Raw genomic sequence first — 18,051 nt, 5'->3', positions numbered from 1 at the left:
TAACACATTGACGAGCATGCTTGAAGTTGCCGACCTAGCGCTAATAGCCGATCTTACTGGTGCACCCTCGCTTAAACAGCGACGTGCATTGGCAAAGGTTATTACCTTGCTGGAATCCACTCGCTTAGATCATCGCAAACGCGCTGATGATGTCCTTAATGCGCTTTTACCTAAAACGGGTAAGTCCTTTCGCTTAGGTATTTCGGGAGTTCCAGGGGTTGGTAAATCAACGCTCATTGAAACGCTTGGTCTGTATTTAATTGAAAAGGGGCATCGTGTTGCTGTACTTGCAATCGATCCATCTTCTAGTTTGTCAGGCGGTTCCATTCTGGGGGATAAAACGCGCATGGAGCGTTTATCCGTTCTAGAGAATGCCTTCATTCGCCCCAGCCCATCGTCATTGACGCTCGGAGGTGTTGCTGAAAAAACCCGTGAGGCCATGCTGGTGGCAGAGGCTGCTGGCTTTGACATCATCATCGTTGAAACAGTCGGTGTTGGTCAAAGTGAGATTGCAGTCGCAGGCATGACGGATATGTTCTTGCTACTTCAATTACCCAATGCTGGCGATGATTTGCAAGCGATTAAAAAAGGTGTCATGGAGATTGCAGATTTGATTGTGATCAATAAGGTTGATCTAGATCCAGCTGCGGCAATGCGCGCGCAACTTTTTATCACCAGTTCATTACGTCTCTTGGGCTTCCAGGGAAATCCTGACCATGCTTCGCACGATGAAGACTTTTGGCATCCCACTGTCATGACATTAAGCGCTTTAGAGGGCAAAGGTGTTCCTGAGTTGTGGGATAAGGTCACGCATTTTCAAAAACTGCAGCGAGCCAATGGTAAGTTTGATTCACGTCGTCAGCAACAGGCTGGTGCCTGGATGTGGGATCGCATTGATGCTGGCTTAAAGAATGCATTTCGTAGTAATGAAGCGGTTCAAGCGCTTCTACCAAGCTTAGTGGCACAAGTAAACCAGGAAACCATGGCGCCTTCAGTAGCAGCAAGACGCCTATTGGAGTCCATGGGACATGAATTTTTCTAAGGAGTCGGGCAATGCAAGACATCATTCAACAACTGGAAGCAAAGCGCGAGCTAGCACGCTTAGGCGGTGGCCAAAAGCGTATTCAGGCTCAGCACGCTAAGGGCAAGTTAACTGCTCGTGAGCGTATCGAGCTTTTACTCGATGCTGGCACCTTTGAAGAGTGGGATATGTTCGTAGAGCACCGTTGCCACGACTTTGGCATGGCCGATCAAACAGTGCCAGGTGATGGCGTTGTGACTGGTTATGGAATGATCAATGGTCGTTTGGTATTTGTGTTCTCACAAGACTTTACGGTTCTTGGCGGCTCATTATCAGAAGCCCATGCTGAGAAGATTTGCAAGATCATGGACCAAGCGCTCAAAGTCGGTGCTCCCGTGATTGGTTTGAATGACTCAGGTGGTGCGCGTATCCAAGAGGGCGTAGCTTCATTAGGTGGCTATGCAGAGATTTTCCAGCGTAACGTCACAGCCTCAGGAGTGATTCCACAAATCTCCTTAATCATGGGCCCGTCTGCTGGTGGAGCCGTGTATTCGCCGGCGTTGACGGATTTCATCTTCATGGTGAAAGACAGCTCTTATATGTTTGTTACTGGTCCGGAAGTGGTTAAGACCGTGACTCATGAGGACGTGACTTCTGAGGAGTTGGGTGGGGCAGTAACGCACTCAACCGTTTCTGGTGTTTGCGACTTGGCCTTTGACAATGATGTGGATGCCATCATGATGTTGCGTCGCTTCTTTAACTACTTGCCGCTTTCTAACCGTGAAAAACCGCCCTTGATCAAAGGGGCAAACCGCACAGAAGAGCCTGATTTTTCTCTCGATACCTTAGTGCCATCTAATCCAAATCAACCTTATGACATGAAAGAGTTGATTGAAAAGATTGTGGATGATGGCGTGTTCTTTGAACTTCAACCCGACTATGCTAAGAACATCGTGATTGGCTTTGCTCGCATGGAAGGTCGCTCTATTGGTATTGTTGCGAACCAACCATTAGTCTTGGCTGGTTGCTTAGATATCAAGGCATCTATCAAGGCAGCGCGTTTTGTCCGTTTCTGTGATGCCTTCAATATTCCGGTAGTGACTTTAGTTGATGTGCCAGGCTTTATGCCAGGTACCGCCCAAGAATATGGCGGCATTATTAAACACGGTGCGAAGTTACTCTATGCCTATGCAGATTGCACTGTACCTAAAGTGACCTTGATTACTCGTAAAGCCTATGGCGGCGCTTATGACGTGATGGCCTCTAAGCACTTGCGTGGCGACGTGAATTTTGCTTGGCCTTCAGCAGAGATTGCGGTGATGGGCCCTAAGGGTGCAGTCGAGATTATCTTTCGTGAAGAAAAATCTGAGCCAATAAAGATCGCTGCCCGTGAAGCAGAGTACAAAGCCAAGTTTGCAAACCCCTTTGTGGCAGGGCGTCGTGGCTATATTGACGATGTCATCCTCCCGCATGAGACTCGCAAACGGATTGCCCGTTCGCTCGCAATGCTCAAAGATAAAGATTTAAAAAATCCTGCGCGTAAACACGGCAATATCCCTCTGTAAAGGCGCTGATAGATGATGACTACGAAAATGTTTAAGAAAATTTTGATTGCTAATCGCGGAGAGATTGCTTGCCGTGTCATGAAAACCGCCAAAAAAATGGGCATCAAGACGGTGGCTGTTTATTCTGAGGCAGATAAAGAGGCGCGTCACGTTCAGATGGCGGATGAAGCCATCTGTATTGGACCGGCGCCTTCCCGTGAATCCTATCTTGTAATGGATCATATTATTCAAGCCTGCAAAGATACTGGTGCTGAAGCAGTCCATCCAGGATATGGTTTCTTATCCGAGAATGAGCAATTTGCTAAACGATGTGAAGAAGAGGGCATTGTCTTTATTGGTCCGAAGCATGAATCGATTGCAGCAATGGGCGACAAAATTGCCTCCAAAAAGCTGGCATTAGAAGCCAAGGTCAACACGATCCCTGGCCACAACGAGGCAATTGCCACAACAGATGAGGCGGTAAAAATTGCGCAAGGTATTGGCTACCCAGTCATGATTAAGGCTTCTGCTGGCGGCGGTGGTAAAGGTTTACGTGTTGCCTTGAATGATCAAGAAGCAGCCGAAGGTTTTACTGCCTGCAAAACCGAAGCGATGAATAGTTTTGGCGATGATCGGATCTTTATTGAGAAGTTTGTGGAAGGTCCGCGTCATATTGAGATTCAGGTCTTGGGTGATTCACATGGCAACGTAGTCTATCTGAATGAACGCGATTGCTCAATTCAGCGTCGTCACCAAAAAGTGATCGAAGAGGCGCCATCTCCATTTATTGATCCTGTTACTCGTAAAGCGATGGGTGAGCAAGCCGTTGCCTTGGCTAAAGCTGTGAACTACCAGTCTGCTGGCACTGTGGAGTTCGTGGTAGGCAAAGATAAGTCTTTCTACTTCTTAGAGATGAATACGCGCTTGCAGGTGGAACATCCCGTAACGGAAAGCATTACTGGTCTTGACTTGGTTGAGCAGATGATTCGGGTAGCGGCTGGGGAAAAGTTAGCATTTAAACAAGCGGATGTGAAGTTGGATGGTTGGTCAATGGAGTGTCGCATTAATGCAGATGATCCATTTCGCAACTTCCTACCATCCACAGGCCGTCTTGTGAAATATCGTCCACCGGAGTCCATTAATGGAGTACGAGTAGATACCGGCGTGTACGAAGGCGGTGAAATTCCGATGTACTACGACTCTATGATTGCGAAGTTAATCGTGCACGGCAAAGATCGTGCTGAGGCAATTGAAAAGATGCGTGCTGCCTTGAATGATTTTGTTATTCGCGGCATTCATTCGAATATACCGTTTCAGGCTGCTTTACTGCAACATCCCCGTTTCGTGAATGGCGATTTCACAACGGGCTTTATCGCTGAAGAATATCCAGAAGGCTTTAAGAAGGATTCTGTGCAGCCTGCAGACCCAAAACGCCTTGCAGCCCTAGCTGCCTTTATGCGCTATCGCTATCTTGAGCATATCAAGATGATTGATGGTCAATTGGCTGGTCACGAAATGGTGATTGCCAAGAAGTTTGTAGTGGTCACTGGTAAGAAAACAGGATCAATGATTGATCCGTATGAAGAGGCAGTGCGCATTGAATTAAAAGATGGCATCTATTCTGTATATATTGATGATGCAGATGGTGTTAGCCGTTATGACATTGAGAGTGATTGGCGTCCAGGTCAACTGGCTTTACATGCCACGATTAACCGTACAAGCAAGATTACGGCACAAGTAGAGCGCAAGGGTGTTCGTCTCTATCTAGTGCTTGATGGTGCGCATTACGAATGTATGGTGTTGAGTCCATTAGGGGCTGAACTTCAACGTCGTATGCCAGTGAAGCTTCCACCAGATACCTCGAAGTTGGTGATGTCTCCCATGCCAGGTTTGCTCACAAAACTTGCTGTTAAGGTGGGTGAAGCAGTCACAGCGGGCCAAAAATTAGCTTCAATTGAAGCGATGAAGATGGAGAACACAATCTCTGCAGCACAGGATGGGATTGTTTCAGAAATCTGCGCCAAAGAAGGTGAAAGCTTGGCGGTAGATCAACTCATCATTCGTTTTGAATAAGCAGGACCATCATCCATGACAGCTAAACCGTTCAAAATTCTCGGTATTCAACAAATCGCTATTGGCGGCACAAGCAAAGATCGCCTCAAAAAACTTTGGGTAGAGATGCTCGGCTTTGAGTACAAAAGTACCTTTGTCTCGGAGCGTGAAAACGTGGATGAAGATATTTGTGCGATTGGAAACGGTGCCCATGAGATAGAAGTAGATCTGATGCAACCATTGGATATTGAGAAAAAGCCTGCCGTACATCAAACACCCCTCAATCACATCGGATTGTGGGTGGATGACCTTCCTAAGGCGGTTGAATGGCTCTCTGCAAATGGCTTACGTTTTGCTCCTGGTGGTATTCGTAAGGGCGCTGCGGGTTACGACATCACCTTTGTCCATCCCAAGGGTAACGATGAATTTCCGATCAGTGGAGAGGGCGTCCTCATTGAGTTGGTTCAAGCTCCTCCTGAAGTCATCGCGGGATTGCGTTCATAATTTAGTCTTTAGATAATCACAACCATAAAGCGAACTTGAATTGACGCGATTATTGGCCATCGACACTTCCTCAGCTTGGTGTTCGGTGGCTTTATCTTTAGGTGATTCAGCACCTCAGCTCCGACACGAATTGGTGTCGGCGGGCGCTAGCCAATGCTTATTGCCTTGGATTGAAAATTTACTGGCCCAAGCAAATCAGCAACTTTCTCAACTTGATGCGATTGCGATAGGTATTGGCCCGGGCGCATTTACTGGGGTCCGTTTAGGCCTTGCAGCAGTTCAAGGCCTTGCGATAGCGACAAACCTACCCGTCCTGCCAGTTGCCAGCTTGGATGCCATTGCGGCGCAACTGACCAAAACACCTCATTTTGCCAAGATCAAGCCAACTCAATTTGTGATTGCTGTTGATGCTCGTATGGGTGAGATCTATTGGGCGAAGTATGAATTCAATAGTTCCACATCCCTTCCTTTACGTATTGGCAATATCCAACTTTCAAAGCCTGAAGAGATTGATTTAAGGAATATCCAATACCTTGCTGGTAGCGCGATTAAAGAATTTGGCGAGCGCTTATTTGTAAATCATTCTTTTCCCAGTGAAGCGCTTGATCCAGAAATCTCCATTTCCGCATTGGGCATCTTAGAGCTAGCTCAACAGATGTTTAAGGCTGGACAGCAAATCTCGGTCAATCAGCTAGAGCCACTCTATGTGCGCAATAAAGTTGCCTTCACGACGAATGAACGTGAAATTGCCTTCAAAAAAGGTACGCGGTAATGACTATGCAGGATGATGGCGCTGAGCTAACCTTTATGCCGATGCAGGTGGCTGATCTAGATGATGTCCTGGCAATCGAATCGATTTCTCATATTCATCCATGGACTAGAGGTAATTTTTCCGATTCCTTGGCTGTAGGTCATTGGGCTTATTGCATCAGACCACAGCTTGATCAAGCGAATGCAATGCCAGGGAGCTATCTTGATCCGCAAGTCTTGTGGGCTTATTGCATTCTGTATCCAGCGGTAGATGAGTTACATCTTTTAAATATCACTGTTGCCCCTAAGTTACGCCAACTAGGGCTAGGAACGCGCATGATGGCAACCATTGAAGGCGTCGCTTCACAGCAGAACATGCCACGCATCATTCTTGAGGTAAGGCCTTCCAATGAGTCTGCTGTCGCCCTGTATCAAAAGCTTGGGTATGAACAAATCGGGATACGCAAAAATTATTATCCTGCCAGCGAAGGGTCTGGTAATCGTGAAGATGCCATCGTCATGGCTAAATCGATTAAGCTAGAGTCATGACCAACACACATTCAAGCTTCTTAAAAGAAATGGGCATTACAGAGTGGACTGCCCGGGATGGTTCTGCTGAAGTTGCCACTGTCACGCAATCACAGCTTGCAGTAAATGTAGCGGTATCAGCTGAAAGTACTCCCAAGGCACATTGGTGGTTTTTTGGAGGCCAACCCCAGGGTGATGCCCAGATATTGTTTCAGAATGTGATTCGTGTTTTAGGCTTAGCGAGTAATGAATGGTCGTGGAAAAGTCCAAATGACAATCTTTCTAAAATGCATGCGTCAGAAAATGCTGTCCCGCTAGTTGCTATCGCCTTTGGCGGCCCGACAGCACAAAAAATTACGGGTGAGCGTGATCCATTGCCGCAGTTGCGCGAGACGATCTTGGCTCTGAACACCGGAAATGATGATGAGATTCCAGTGGTTGCTACTTTCGATTTGGCTCAATTAGCAACAAAGTCAAAAGAGAAGACCCTGCTTTGGCAAGACCTCTTGCTGGCTAAATCTATCCTACAAAATACTTAATCTAGCGCAGTCTTAGTGCTTGTGTTCACCGATAAGGTGCATAGAGTCATATTCAGCTTGGTTGCGGGCATGACGCCGAATTACTAGCCACATGATCAGGCTCACCACTAAGCCAAATCCAATGATGACGTATTGAACCGGTAGATCAAGCCAGATTAATAATGAGTACATCGCCAGCATTCCTAATACCGAAATATTTTCATTGAAGTTTTGCACTGCAATCGAATGTCCAGCTGACATCAGTACGTGACCACGATGTTGCAATAGCGCATTCATGGGCACCACAAAATATCCCGCTAACCAGCCCACCAAAATGAGTAAGAAATAAGCCGGCAATAGATTTAAGGTGACTTGCATTTTACCTATCGTCAGCAATGGCGTATTTGGCAACATATCGGAGTTATAAATCGCTAATACGCAAACAACCAGCCCCATGGCGATTCCATAGGGAAGTACATTGAGTGAATTGCGCAAAGGTACGCGCCATGCCGCCCAGACCGCTCCGCCAGCAACCCCAACCGCGGAAATGGCTTGCAAAATAGCGCCTTGTGAGAGATTCATATGCAGCGCTACCTGTGCCCACTTAATCACAATGAACTGCAAGGTGGCGCCAGCACCCCAGAACAAGGTAGTCACCGCCAAAGAGATTTGACCCAGGCGATCATCCCAAAGCGTCTTAAAGCAGACGGAGAAATCTTTAATTAATTCTATGGGATTGGTTTTCTGGGCCACATAGCGTGCGCCGGTATCTGGAATCTTCAGATTGATTAATGCGGCGATGACATAAATCATCATGATGATGAGGATTGCTGATTCTGCGGGTGTATCTATGCCGGTATCAATGCTCGGCATATCCAAGGAAAGCAGGCTTTGCGAGACGGTGCTACTAATTAAAACACCCCCTAATACCGTACCTAAAATGATAGAGCCTACTGTCAATCCCTCAATCCAACCATTGGCGGCAACCAACTTTTCAGGGGGGAGTAATTCCGTCAAGATGCCATACTTTGCAGGAGAGTAGGCTGCAGCACCGAGACCAACAATGGCGTAAGACAATAAAGGGTGCCCACCAAAGAGCATTGCCACACAACCAACGAATTTAATCGTGTTAGTAATGAACATGACATTGCCTTTGGGGCGAGAATCAGCAAACGCACCAACAAAGGCAGCCAGCACAACATACGATAAAACGAAGAACAATTTAAGCAAAGGAGTCATCCAGGCCGGAGCGCTAAGCTGGGCCAAGAGGGCAATTGCTGCAATCAGCAATGCGTTATCAGCAAGCGACGAAAAAAATTGCGCCGCCATAATGATGTAAAAACTACGGTTCATTCGTACAATCTAGTCATTAATACAATTAAAACATGAAAGGAGGGGTGGATATGAGCGCTTCGGTTAATAGCTTAATCAATAGACCAATTTTGGCATCTATTCATTCACATGCCTTTCAGCATAACTTAAACCGTGTTCGGGAGCTTGCCCCGGAGTCAAAAATTTGGTCCGTTATTAAGGCTAGGGCATATGGGCATTGTTTTGAGGCGGCGCTCAAGGGCCTTGAATCAACCGACGGGTTTGCATTATTGGATATACAGGATGCGGTTTGGTTAAGAGAAAATGGCTGGCAAGGGCGAATTTTGCTGTTAGAAGGCTTATTTCATGAGACTGAAATGGACCTAAGCCAGGAATTACATTGTGATTTGGTGGTCCACTGTGAAGCGCAAATCGAGTGGCTCGAACGTTATGCAGATAAAGTCCATAAGCCTATTAGTGTTTTTCTGAAAATGAACACGGGCATGAATCGTCTGGGTTTAAAACCAGCCGCCTATAGAACGGCCTTTCATCGTCTGCATGCCGCAGCTTACCGCATGCATCACATGACGCATTTTGCTAATGCAGATCAAATTGATCGTCAGCCTACAGTCGATAGTCAGTTAGAGCTATTCAATCAAAATATTGAAGGCCTTGAGGCACCTACTTCTTTAGCAAACTCCGCAGCAATTCTATGGCATCGCAATGCTCTCGGCGACTGGGTGCGTCCTGGCATCATGCTCTATGGCGCATCTCCTACAGGCCTATATTCGGACATTGAGCATGCTCATCTCAAAGCGGTGATGCAGCTGCAGAGTGAGATTATTGATATTCAAGATCTTCAAGCAGGTGATCGCATAGGATATGGCGGTCGTTATGAAGCTTCTGAAAACATGCGGATTGGCATAGTGGCTTGCGGTTATGCGGATGGTTATCCACGTCAGGCAAAGGATGGCACACCGGTTTGGGTCGGTGATGATAGTAAAGCAGGTGGCGGCATTATTTGTCCGATCGTTGGGCGGGTATCTATGGATATGTTGAGTGTAGATTTACGAAATGCACCAAACGCTAAGATCGGTAGTGTCGTAGAGCTCTGGGGTGACCAGGTTCCAGTAGATGAGGTGGCACGCATGAGTGACACTATTGGCTACGAGCTGCTTTGTGCGGTAGCGCCAAGAGTGCCAGTCGCGATTAAATAGACTTTCAATAAAAAATCCTCTATTGAAGAGGATCCTTTATAACGTTATTGCAAACGCTAGATTACTTATTCCAAATCTGCCACCATTTGCGTTCTTTTTGAACACGTTGTCCAGTTTCTAGCATTTGACTGTCTGGGAAGTTCAGTTTAAAAACACGCGCAGTGTCATTGCTTAATTGAGTCATACCCAATTTTTCGTAGGACTTAGTCAAGAGATACAGAGCCTCTTCTACGGCTGGAGCACGGTCGTAATCACGGATCACCAGTTGCGCGCGGTTTGCGGAAGCCAGGTAGGCGCCCCGTTGATAGTAGAAACGGGCAACGATCACGTCTGCCTCAGCCAGTGAGTTCACGATATAGCGCATGCGATCCAATGAGTCTGGTGCATATTTGCTATTGGGGAAGCGCTCAACAACTGTTTTGAAGGATTCGAATGCTTCTTTAGCAGCCTTCGGATCTCGTTCACTTAAATCTTGCCCCGTAAATTTACCAAGCCAACCTAAATCATCGTTAAAGGTAATGAGACCTTTGAGATAGTAAGCGTAGTCCAAGGTAGGGCTACCTTGATGCAATTTGATGAAACGATCGATCGCTACCAGTGCTTGGGTTTGCTCTTGCGCTTTCCAGTAACAATAGGCGGCATTAATTTGGGCTTGCTGTGAATAGGGGCCAAAAGGAAAACGGGCCTCTAATTTGTCAAAATATTTGCCGCACTTCGCAAAGTCACCATCATTTAATTTATCGGTTGCTTCTGAGTAGAGTTTAGATTCTGACCAAATATCGGTGTCATCTTTTTGCCCATCACTACCAGCACAGCCACTTAAAACCAATAAAGCGCACATGCAAATCAAAAGCAGGGTGAGTAAACACATGCTTGAACGGGGAATGATTTTTTGAGGGGCAGATGACCCAGCAAGCCTTAAACTGGGGTCTGATATAACGTCGGACATAACTGAAAGGCTCTTTAAGCGTGGCATTGCCGCAAACTCCTGAATCGAATCCTGTTGATTATATCGATGAAGAGGATTTCATCTCCCTGGAAATTCCCCCGGAGATGGCTGGTGAACGCCTCGACAAGGTACTAGCGGGCTCTTTGCCAGATTATTCACGGAATCGGCTAAAGACCTGGGTAGAAGCGGGTGCTGTGATGGTTGACGGCAAGGTCACCAAAGCCCGTTATTTACTGAGAGGTGGCGAGAGCATTAAGGTATTTCCGCAAGAAATGCCGGAGCAATTTGCCTTTAGTCCAGAAAACATCCCTTTGGAAGTGGTCTACGAGGACGATGCCATCATTGTGATCAATAAACCCCCAGGTCTAGTAGTGCACCCCGCAGCGGGTAATTGGTCGGGAACTTTGTTAAATGGGCTGCTATTTAAATACCCAGAACTCAAATCTTTACCGCGGGCAGGTATTGTGCATCGACTGGATAAAGATACCTCTGGCTTGATGGTGGTTGCGAGAACCGCTCAAGCTCAAACCTCTCTCGTCAGGCAACTACAGGATAGAACCGTAGGCCGAAGATATTTAGCCTGGGTTTGGGGAGAGGCTCCTAGTCAAGGCAAGGTGTTGGCATCGGTTGGTCGAGATCAACGCGATCGTTTAAAGATGGCGGCAGGCAGTCCACAAGGTAAACCAGCAGCAACATTATTTAGACGCTTAGCGAAATCAACATTTTTAGAATCACCCCTAGCTTTATTGGAATGTCGTTTAGAGACGGGGCGTACTCATCAGATTCGGGTGCATCTCGAATCACTCGGATTTCCATTGCTTGGGGACCCGGTCTATCGCAAGAAAACTCCGGGCGTAGCAAAAAGTCTGTCATTTGAGCGCCAAGCATTACATGCCTTTGCGCTGAGTCTGCAGCACCCTGTAACGCAAGAGCTGATTAGCTGGTTTCGTTTGCCACCACTCGATTTAATGCAGTTGTTGCCCCAGGTTGGCATGTCGGAATCGGATCTCCCTCAAGAGTCAACTGTATTAGCTTCTATTCATAACGAACGCACTCATGACTAGTCTGACTAATGGATTCTTACAACCAGAGTGGGATGCGCCCTTATCAATCCAGACTCTAGTCACTAAAAGAACTGGTGGAGTTAGTCTAGCGCCTTTTGATTCGTTCAATCTTGGGGATCATGTGGGTGATTTGCCTGAGAACGTATTAGCCAATCGGGCGCTTTTGAGAACTTATCTGCCAGCTGACCCTATTTGGTTAAAGCAAATACATGGTGTCAAAGTAAGCACACCTAGCACACGATTACTAGAAGCTGATGCAGTCGTGACTAACATCCCCAATGAAGTCTTGGCCATCATGACCGCCGATTGTTTGCCTGTGTTATTCACAAATCAGAGCGGTACGGTGATTGGTGCAGCCCATGCTGGCTGGAGAGGCTTATGTGCCGGCGTTTTGGAAAATACCGTTACTGAAATGACAAAGCTTATCCGTCAGGATGCAGATAAAAACATCATCGCTTGGTTCGGACCCGCTATTGGGCCTCAGGCTTTTGAAGTAGGGCAAGACGTACTTAATGCATTTCAGGATTTTGGGATTTCGTATCCCCAATCCGCTTTTTCACCAATTTCTGAAAAACCAGGAAAGTATTTAGCTGATATTTACTCCTTAGCACGTAGCAGGCTTGAGTCCGTAGGTGTTGATCAGATTTTTGGCGGTCAATATTGCACAGTCACGCAGGCAGCTCAATTTTTCTCCTATCGCCGTGATGGAGAAACTGGTAGGTTTGCAAGTCTCATCTGGATATCTGACGCTAAGTAACCCCTCTATGTTTTCCCCCATGTGAGGGTTACTACTAGATTCAGAATTTAGCTAGGGTTATTGCGTATAACTCTATATGCCTTATGGATGGAGAATGGCTTTACTAATTTAAAGAGATCACTATGTTTGCAGGTATGAATCCGGGTGCAACGCCTTCTTTGGCGCCGCACCATATGGCGCTGATTCCACAAGAGCGTTTAACTGAAATTCAAAAAGAATATTTTGCAGAGCTTGCACATATTGCCACCAATCCTGAGGCGATAGAAGTTAAAGACCGTCGCTTTGCTGGCAAGGCTTGGCATTCCTCATGGAGCAAAGTGATTGCTGCCACTTATTTATTGAACTCCAAACATTTAATATCTTTGGCGCAAGCAGTAGAGACGGATGAAAAGACTCGTCAGAAAATTTTGTTCACGACCGAACAAATGATTGACGCACTCTCACCATCGAATTTCATTGCCACTAATCCAGAGGTTTTGGAAAATATTATTAGCACTCAAGGCCAATCCATTCAAAAAGGAATTGTGAATCTCCTTGGGGATATGAAAAAGGGCAAAGTCTCGATCACTGATGAAAGTGCTTTTGAGGTTGGAAAAAATATTGCTACTACAGAAGGTCATGTGGTGTTTCGTAATGAGTTATTTGAACTGATTCAGTACACGCCATTAACGGAAACGGTTTTTGAGCGCCCATACTTAATGGTACCGCCTTGTATTAATAAGTACTACATTCTGGATTTGCAACCTGATAACTCGGTAGTCCGTCATATGGTTTCGCAAGGGCATACTGTCTTTCTAGTTTCTTGGAAGAATCCAGATGCCTCGATGGCAGAGGTGAGTTGGAATGACTATGTGGGTAAAGGCGTTATTAAGGCAATTGAAGTTGCTCAAAATATTGGTGAATCAAAGCAGATCAATATCCTAGGCTTTTGCGTTGGTGGAACCTTAACAACTTCAGCGCTTGCCGTCTTAGCTGCGCGTGATGAACATCCAGCTGCTAGCTTGACGCTATTTACGACTTTGCTTGACTTTACGAATACTGGCATCTTGGATGTCTTCATTGATGAAGGCATGGTCGAGATGCGCGAGAACACCATTGGTGGTAAGGGTGGCAAATACGGCATGATGTCCGGTCTTGATTTAGGCAATACCTTCTCATTCTTGCGTCCAAACGATTTAGTCTGGAATTATGTTGTCGAGAATTACCTGAAGGGAAATTCTCCGCCACCATTTGATTTGTTGTACTGGAATGGTGATTCCACGAACTTACCGGGCAATATGTATTGTTGGTATTTGCGTCATACCTACTTGCAAAATGATCTGATTAAACCTGGCAAGGTGAAGATTTGCGGTGAGAAGGTTGATTTGGGCAAGATCAAATGTCCTGCATATGTCTATGCCTCACAAGAAGACCATATAGTTCCTTGGCAATCTGCTTATCAGTCTACCCATATTTTGAAGGGAAAAAATCGCTTTGTGTTGGGCGCCTCTGGCCATATTGCTGGCGTCATTAATCCGCCCGCTAAAAATAAGCGCTACTACTTTGAAAATAACAAGATTGCATCTACGGCAGAAAAGTGGCTTGAAGGCGCTAAGCAGATGCCTGGAAGTTGGTGGCCCAACTACACCAAATGGCTTGAACCATTTGGTGGTGAACAAAAGCCGGCTAGCAAAACATTTGGCAATACGAAATATCAAAAGATGGAAGCTGCTCCAGGCATTTATGTGAAAGAAAAAGCAGCTTAGTCCGATTGCAAGATAAATCATTAACGAAGGTTTTTTTAAGGGGAAAGTGATGTCTCAAAAAGTCGCATACGTAACTGGTGGTATGGGTGGCATTGGTACCGCTATTTGCCAACGTTTGGCAAAAGATGGATTTAAGGTGATTGCAGGCTGTGGCCCAAATTCACCACGTAAGGACCGTTGGATTGGTGAGCAAAAAGCCTTAGGCTATGACTTCATTGCCTCAGAGGGTAACGTATCGGACTGGGATAGCACGGTTGCCGCCTTTGAAAAGGTCAAAGCAGAGGTTGGTCGGGTTGATGTTTTAGTTAATAACGCAGGTATCACACGCGATAGCGTTTTCCGCAAGATGACTCCTGATGCTTGGAAAGCGGTGATTGATACCAATCTGAATTCCTTGTTTAATATCACCAAGCAAGTGATTGACGGTATGGTGGATAACAACTGGGGAAGAATTATTAATATTTCCTCTGTGAATGGCCAAAAAGGTCAGTTTGGTCAATGCAACTATTCCACTGCAAAAGCAGGTCTGCATGGCTTCACTATGGCTTTGGCACAAGAAGTAGCTACCAAAGGCGTTACTGTGAATACGGTTTCGCCCGGTTATATCGGCACCGATATGGTCAAGGCTATTCGCGAGGATGTCTTGGAGAAGATTGTTGCTGGGATTCCTGTAAAGCGCTTAGGAACCCCGGATGAGATTGCTTCTATATGCTGCTGGATTGCATCTGAAGATGGTGGCTATGCGACTGGGGCAGACTTCTCCCTCAATGGCGGTATTCACACTGGTTAATGTAGGTAAAAAGTATTTTGTTGTAGCGCAACATGGCTTATTTTCCTTTTGCTTAAACTAGGGATAAACTATGCCGATGTTGCGTTGCAGTAAACCGTAAGGAAAAAAATGGCTACCCGTACCAAAAGAGTTGGTGAAGATCGGCTGATTAAGAAGTATCCCAATCGTCGTCTCTATGACACCCAGACCAGTACTTATGTCACCTTAGCTGACATCAAAGGCCTGGTCATGACTAGTGAAAGTTTTAAGGTCGTTGATGCCAAAACAGATGAAGATCTGACGCGCAATATTCTGTTGCAAATTATTTTGGAAGAAGAGGCTGGTGGCGCACCCGTATTCTCATCCCAAATGCTTTCCCAAATCATTCGTTTCTATGGAAACTCGATGCAAGGTTTGATGGGCAATTATCTCGAAAAGACCATGCAATCTTTTGTAGATATTCACAACAAGTTAGGTGATCAAACTAGAGGCTTGGGTGCTAGCAGTACTCCTGAGGCCTGGTCACAAATGCTAAACCTCCAGAACCCCCTCATGCAGGGTTTGATGGGGAACTACATGGAACAGAGTAAAGACTTGTTCGTCAAGATGCAGGAGCAGATGCAAGGCTCTCACAATATGTTCAGTAGCTTTCCATTTACACCACAGCCTAATAAAACCGAAAAAGAATAGTTGTGGCTGGAAAAATTGGTTTTGTATCCTTGGGTTGCCCCAAGGCTTTAGTAGATTCTGAGCTGATCCTCACGCAACTAAGTGCAGAGGGTTATGAGACTGCTAAAGATTATTCTGGCGCTGATCTCGTCGTTGTTAATACTTGTGGATTTATTGACTCCGCTGTGGAGGAGAGTCTGTCTGCCATCGGTGAGGCGCTCGCAGAAAATGGCAAAGTGATTGTTACTGGTTGCTTAGGTGCCAGAAAAAATGCAGATGGTAGCGATCTGATCCAAAGCATTCACCCGAAAGTTCTCGCCGTTACCGGCCCACATGCGACTGCTGAGGTGATGCAGGCAATCCACTTGCATCTGCCTAAACCACATGATCCCTTCACTGATTTAGTTCCGCCGATTGGTGTGAAGCTTACGCCAAAGCATTATGCGTACCTCAAGATTTCTGAAGGCTGCAATCATCGCTGCACGTTCTGCATTATTCCTAGCATGCGCGGAGACTTAGTTTCTCGCCCCATTGGCGAAGTGTTGCAAGAGGCTAAGCGTCTCTTTGAGTCGGGCGTTAAAGAACTGTTGGTCGTATCACAAGACACTAGTGCTTACGGTGTTGACATTCAATATCGCACTGGCTTTTGGGATGGCAAGCCAGTCAAAACCAGAATGTTTGATCTGGTGAATGCCCTAAATCAAATCGCGCGTGAACATCAAGCCTGGGTGAGGCTCCATTACGTTTATCCATATCCACATGTGGATGACATCTTGCCTTTAATGGCGCAGTTCTCAGAGCACGGTTATGGTGTTTTGCCCTATCTCGATATTCCTTTACAGCATGCCCACCCTGATGTTCTTAAGCGTATGAAGCGTCCTGCTAGTGGTGAAAGAAATATAGAGCGCATTCTGGCTTGGCGCCAAGCCTGTCCTGAGTTAGTGATTCGTAGTACTTTTATTGCTGGTTTCCCTGGCGAGACTGAAGAGGAATTTGAGTACTTGCTTAAATTCTTGGATGAAGCCCAAATTGATCGCGCTGGATGCTTTGCTTATTCCCCTGTCGATGGCGCAACTGCCAATCAGTTGGATAACCCAGTACCCGAGACTATTCGTGATGAACGCAAAGCCAGATTTATGGCTAAAGCCGAAGAAATTTCTATTCAGCGACTTACCAAGAAAGTCGGCAAGCGGATCCAAGTCATGATTGATCGGGTAGACGAATCTGGTGGAATTGGCCGCAGCATTGGTGACGCCCCTGAAATCGATGGTTTAGTCAGGGTTTTGCCTCCCAGTAAGCCTTCTAAGCGGTACCGAGCCGGAGAAATCATCCGCGCTACTGTCATTAGCTCCCAAGGGCATGATCTAATAGCCGAAACTTGAAGATTTTTTAAATATATTATTTGTTTAATGAAGTAAGTGGAAATTCAGCCCATTTTTGGGCATAGCTAAGGGGATTGATATGAGTCGTGATGTCGTTGTCTTAAGTGCTGTTCGTTCAGCAATCGGTACCTTCAATGGTTCTTTGAGCAGCTTTGAGCCTTCAGAGCTTGGTGGAATCGTCATGAAAGAAGCAGTAACTCGCTCTGGTGTAGATCCCGCTTTGATTAATTACGTGACGGTTGGCAACACGATTCCAACTGATAGTCGTTACGCTTACGTTGCACGGGTTGCTTCGATTCAGGCAGGTTTGCCTATGGATTCTGTCGCAATGGCGCTGAACCGTTTGTGCAGTTCTGGTTTGCAAGCGATTGTGACCACTGCTCAGCAAATTATGTTGGGTGATTGTGATTACGGTATTGGTGGTGGTGTTGAAGTAATGTCGCGCGGTATGTATGGTTCACCAGCGATGCGCAGTGGCGCTCGTATGGGTGATACCAAAATGCTCGATTTAATGGTGGCTGTTCTAACTGACCCATTTGGTGTTGGCCATATGGGCGTTACAGCAGAAAACCTGGTTGAAAAATGGAAGCTCACCCGTGAAGAGCAAGATGCATTGGCAGTGGAGTCACACCGTCGTGCAGCAAATGCCATTAAAGAAGGTCGCTTTAAATCACAAATCGTTCCAATCACGATCAAAACTCGCAAGGGCGATATCGTGTTTGATACCGATGAGCATTGCAAGCCTGATACCACTATGGAAACACTTGCCAAGATGAAGGCCGTGTTTAAAAAAGAAGGCGGCTCAGTGACTGCTGGCAATGCATCTGGTATTAATGACGGCGCAGCGTTTTTTGTATTGGCTGATGCTGAAACTGCTAAGAAGGCTGGGCATAAACCGATCGCACGTTTAGTGTCATACGCAGTAGCTGGCGTTCCAAACCACATTATGGGCGAAGGCCCAATCCCTGCGACCAAACTTGCTCTGGAGCGCGCTGGCCTGAAATTAGATCAAATCGATGTGATCGAGTCTAACGAAGCGTTTGCAGCGCAAGCTTTGGCAGTTACGAAAGGCCTCGGTTTAGATCCTGCTAAGACGAACGTGAATGGTGGCGCGATTGCTTTAGGCCACCCTATTGGTTGCTCTGGTGCAGCGATTGCAACTAAAGCGCTTCATGAATTACAGCGTATACAAGGCAAATATGCTTTGGTCACCATGTGTATCGGTGGCGGTCAAGGTATTGCGACTATTTTTGAGCGTATGTAAATCGCCT

The 18,051-nt window shown here is 46.3% G+C and carries 17 protein-coding genes; 15 read left to right on the top strand and 2 right to left on the bottom strand.

Annotated elements, in window-relative coordinates; genetic code table 11:
- Window positions 1–16 precede the first annotated feature (16 nt).
- The 7 genes from meaB to ICN21_RS02130 are packed head-to-tail and all read left to right on the top strand — an operon-like array spanning window position 17 to window position 6,938.
- Window positions 17–1,042, top strand: coding sequence for a methylmalonyl Co-A mutase-associated GTPase MeaB (gene meaB / locus ICN21_RS02160; RefSeq protein ID WP_216176741.1), 1,026 nt, complete (start codon window positions 17–19; stop codon window positions 1,040–1,042).
- A gap of 11 nt (window positions 1,043–1,053) precedes the next feature.
- A complete protein-coding gene (locus ICN21_RS02155; protein ID WP_215297217.1) occupies window positions 1,054–2,586 on the top strand; it encodes an acyl-CoA carboxylase subunit beta in 1,533 nt (510 codons plus the stop codon).
- Between the two features lie 27 nt (window positions 2,587–2,613).
- Complete coding sequence (gene accC / locus ICN21_RS02150) at window positions 2,614–4,638, top strand: acetyl-CoA carboxylase biotin carboxylase subunit (RefSeq protein WP_216176739.1); 2,025 nt, start codon at window positions 2,614–2,616, stop codon at window positions 4,636–4,638.
- A 15-nt stretch (window positions 4,639–4,653) separates the two neighbouring features.
- Window positions 4,654–5,121 carry a VOC family protein gene (locus tag ICN21_RS02145; protein ID WP_216176413.1) on the top strand — a complete coding sequence of 156 codons (468 nt, stop codon included), beginning with the start codon at window positions 4,654–4,656 and terminating at the stop codon, window positions 5,119–5,121.
- 40 nt (window positions 5,122–5,161) lie between these two features.
- The gene (tsaB, locus tag ICN21_RS02140) at window positions 5,162–5,893 is read left to right on the top strand and encodes a tRNA (adenosine(37)-N6)-threonylcarbamoyltransferase complex dimerization subunit type 1 TsaB (RefSeq protein ID WP_255534173.1); all 732 of its coding nucleotides are present in this window, start codon (window positions 5,162–5,164) and stop codon (window positions 5,891–5,893) included.
- On the top strand, window positions 5,893–6,420 hold the full coding sequence (gene rimI / locus ICN21_RS02135; protein ID WP_216176411.1) for a ribosomal protein S18-alanine N-acetyltransferase: 528 nt from the start codon (window positions 5,893–5,895) through the stop codon (window positions 6,418–6,420). The genes tsaB and rimI overlap by 1 nt, the downstream gene beginning before the upstream one ends.
- A complete protein-coding gene (locus tag ICN21_RS02130) occupies window positions 6,417–6,938 on the top strand; it encodes a DNA polymerase III subunit psi (protein ID WP_216176409.1) in 522 nt (173 codons plus the stop codon). The genes rimI and ICN21_RS02130 overlap by 4 nt, the downstream gene beginning before the upstream one ends.
- 12 nt (window positions 6,939–6,950) lie before the next feature.
- On the opposite strand, the gene lplT is transcribed toward ICN21_RS02130, so the two are convergent.
- A complete protein-coding gene (lplT, locus tag ICN21_RS02125; RefSeq protein WP_215297209.1) occupies window positions 6,951–8,270 on the bottom strand; it encodes a lysophospholipid transporter LplT in 1,320 nt (439 codons plus the stop codon).
- 74 nt (window positions 8,271–8,344) lie between these two features.
- On the opposite strand from lplT, the gene alr reads away from it, so the two are divergent.
- On the top strand, window positions 8,345–9,445 hold the full coding sequence (alr, locus tag ICN21_RS02120; protein ID WP_216176735.1) for an alanine racemase: 1,101 nt from the start codon (window positions 8,345–8,347) through the stop codon (window positions 9,443–9,445).
- A gap of 61 nt (window positions 9,446–9,506) precedes the next feature.
- Here the strand turns inward: alr and ICN21_RS02115 are convergent, their stop codons facing one another.
- Window positions 9,507–10,394: an outer membrane protein assembly factor BamD gene (locus tag ICN21_RS02115; RefSeq protein WP_216176408.1), complete on the bottom strand. Its 888-nt coding sequence runs from the start codon at window positions 10,392–10,394 to the stop codon at window positions 9,507–9,509.
- A gap of 20 nt (window positions 10,395–10,414) precedes the next feature.
- Between ICN21_RS02115 and ICN21_RS02110 the strand changes: the two genes are divergently transcribed.
- From ICN21_RS02110 to ICN21_RS02080, 7 genes are all read left to right on the top strand, one after another.
- Window positions 10,415–11,458: an RluA family pseudouridine synthase gene (locus tag ICN21_RS02110; protein ID WP_370624038.1), complete on the top strand. Its 1,044-nt coding sequence runs from the start codon at window positions 10,415–10,417 to the stop codon at window positions 11,456–11,458.
- Window positions 11,451–12,215, top strand: coding sequence for a peptidoglycan editing factor PgeF (gene pgeF, locus ICN21_RS02105; RefSeq protein ID WP_216176407.1), 765 nt, complete (start codon window positions 11,451–11,453; stop codon window positions 12,213–12,215). The genes ICN21_RS02110 and pgeF overlap by 8 nt, the downstream gene beginning before the upstream one ends.
- 122 nt (window positions 12,216–12,337) lie before the next feature.
- The gene (phaC, locus tag ICN21_RS02100; RefSeq protein WP_216176406.1) at window positions 12,338–13,960 is read left to right on the top strand and encodes a class I poly(R)-hydroxyalkanoic acid synthase; all 1,623 of its coding nucleotides are present in this window, start codon (window positions 12,338–12,340) and stop codon (window positions 13,958–13,960) included.
- A gap of 49 nt (window positions 13,961–14,009) precedes the next feature.
- On the top strand, window positions 14,010–14,750 hold the full coding sequence (locus ICN21_RS02095) for a 3-ketoacyl-ACP reductase (RefSeq protein ID WP_216176404.1): 741 nt from the start codon (window positions 14,010–14,012) through the stop codon (window positions 14,748–14,750).
- Between the two features lie 108 nt (window positions 14,751–14,858).
- Entirely contained in the window at window positions 14,859–15,419 is a 561-nt protein-coding gene (phaR, locus tag ICN21_RS02090; RefSeq protein ID WP_216176402.1) for a polyhydroxyalkanoate synthesis repressor PhaR, read from the top strand.
- Between the two features lie 2 nt (window positions 15,420–15,421).
- Window positions 15,422–16,780 carry a 30S ribosomal protein S12 methylthiotransferase RimO gene (gene rimO, locus ICN21_RS02085; protein WP_216176400.1) on the top strand — a complete coding sequence of 453 codons (1,359 nt, stop codon included), beginning with the start codon at window positions 15,422–15,424 and terminating at the stop codon, window positions 16,778–16,780.
- 79 nt (window positions 16,781–16,859) lie between these two features.
- Window positions 16,860–18,044, top strand: coding sequence for an acetyl-CoA C-acyltransferase family protein (locus ICN21_RS02080; protein ID WP_216176398.1), 1,185 nt, complete (start codon window positions 16,860–16,862; stop codon window positions 18,042–18,044).
- The last annotated feature ends 7 nt before the right edge of the window (window positions 18,045–18,051 follow it).

It is taken from the genome of Polynucleobacter sp. AP-Feld-500C-C5 (genome assembly GCF_018882265.1).
Lineage (GTDB): Bacteria > Pseudomonadota > Gammaproteobacteria > Burkholderiales > Burkholderiaceae > Polynucleobacter.
The sequence above is the reverse complement of the archived record's forward strand: the minus strand, read 5'-3'. Positions and strand labels throughout refer to the sequence as shown.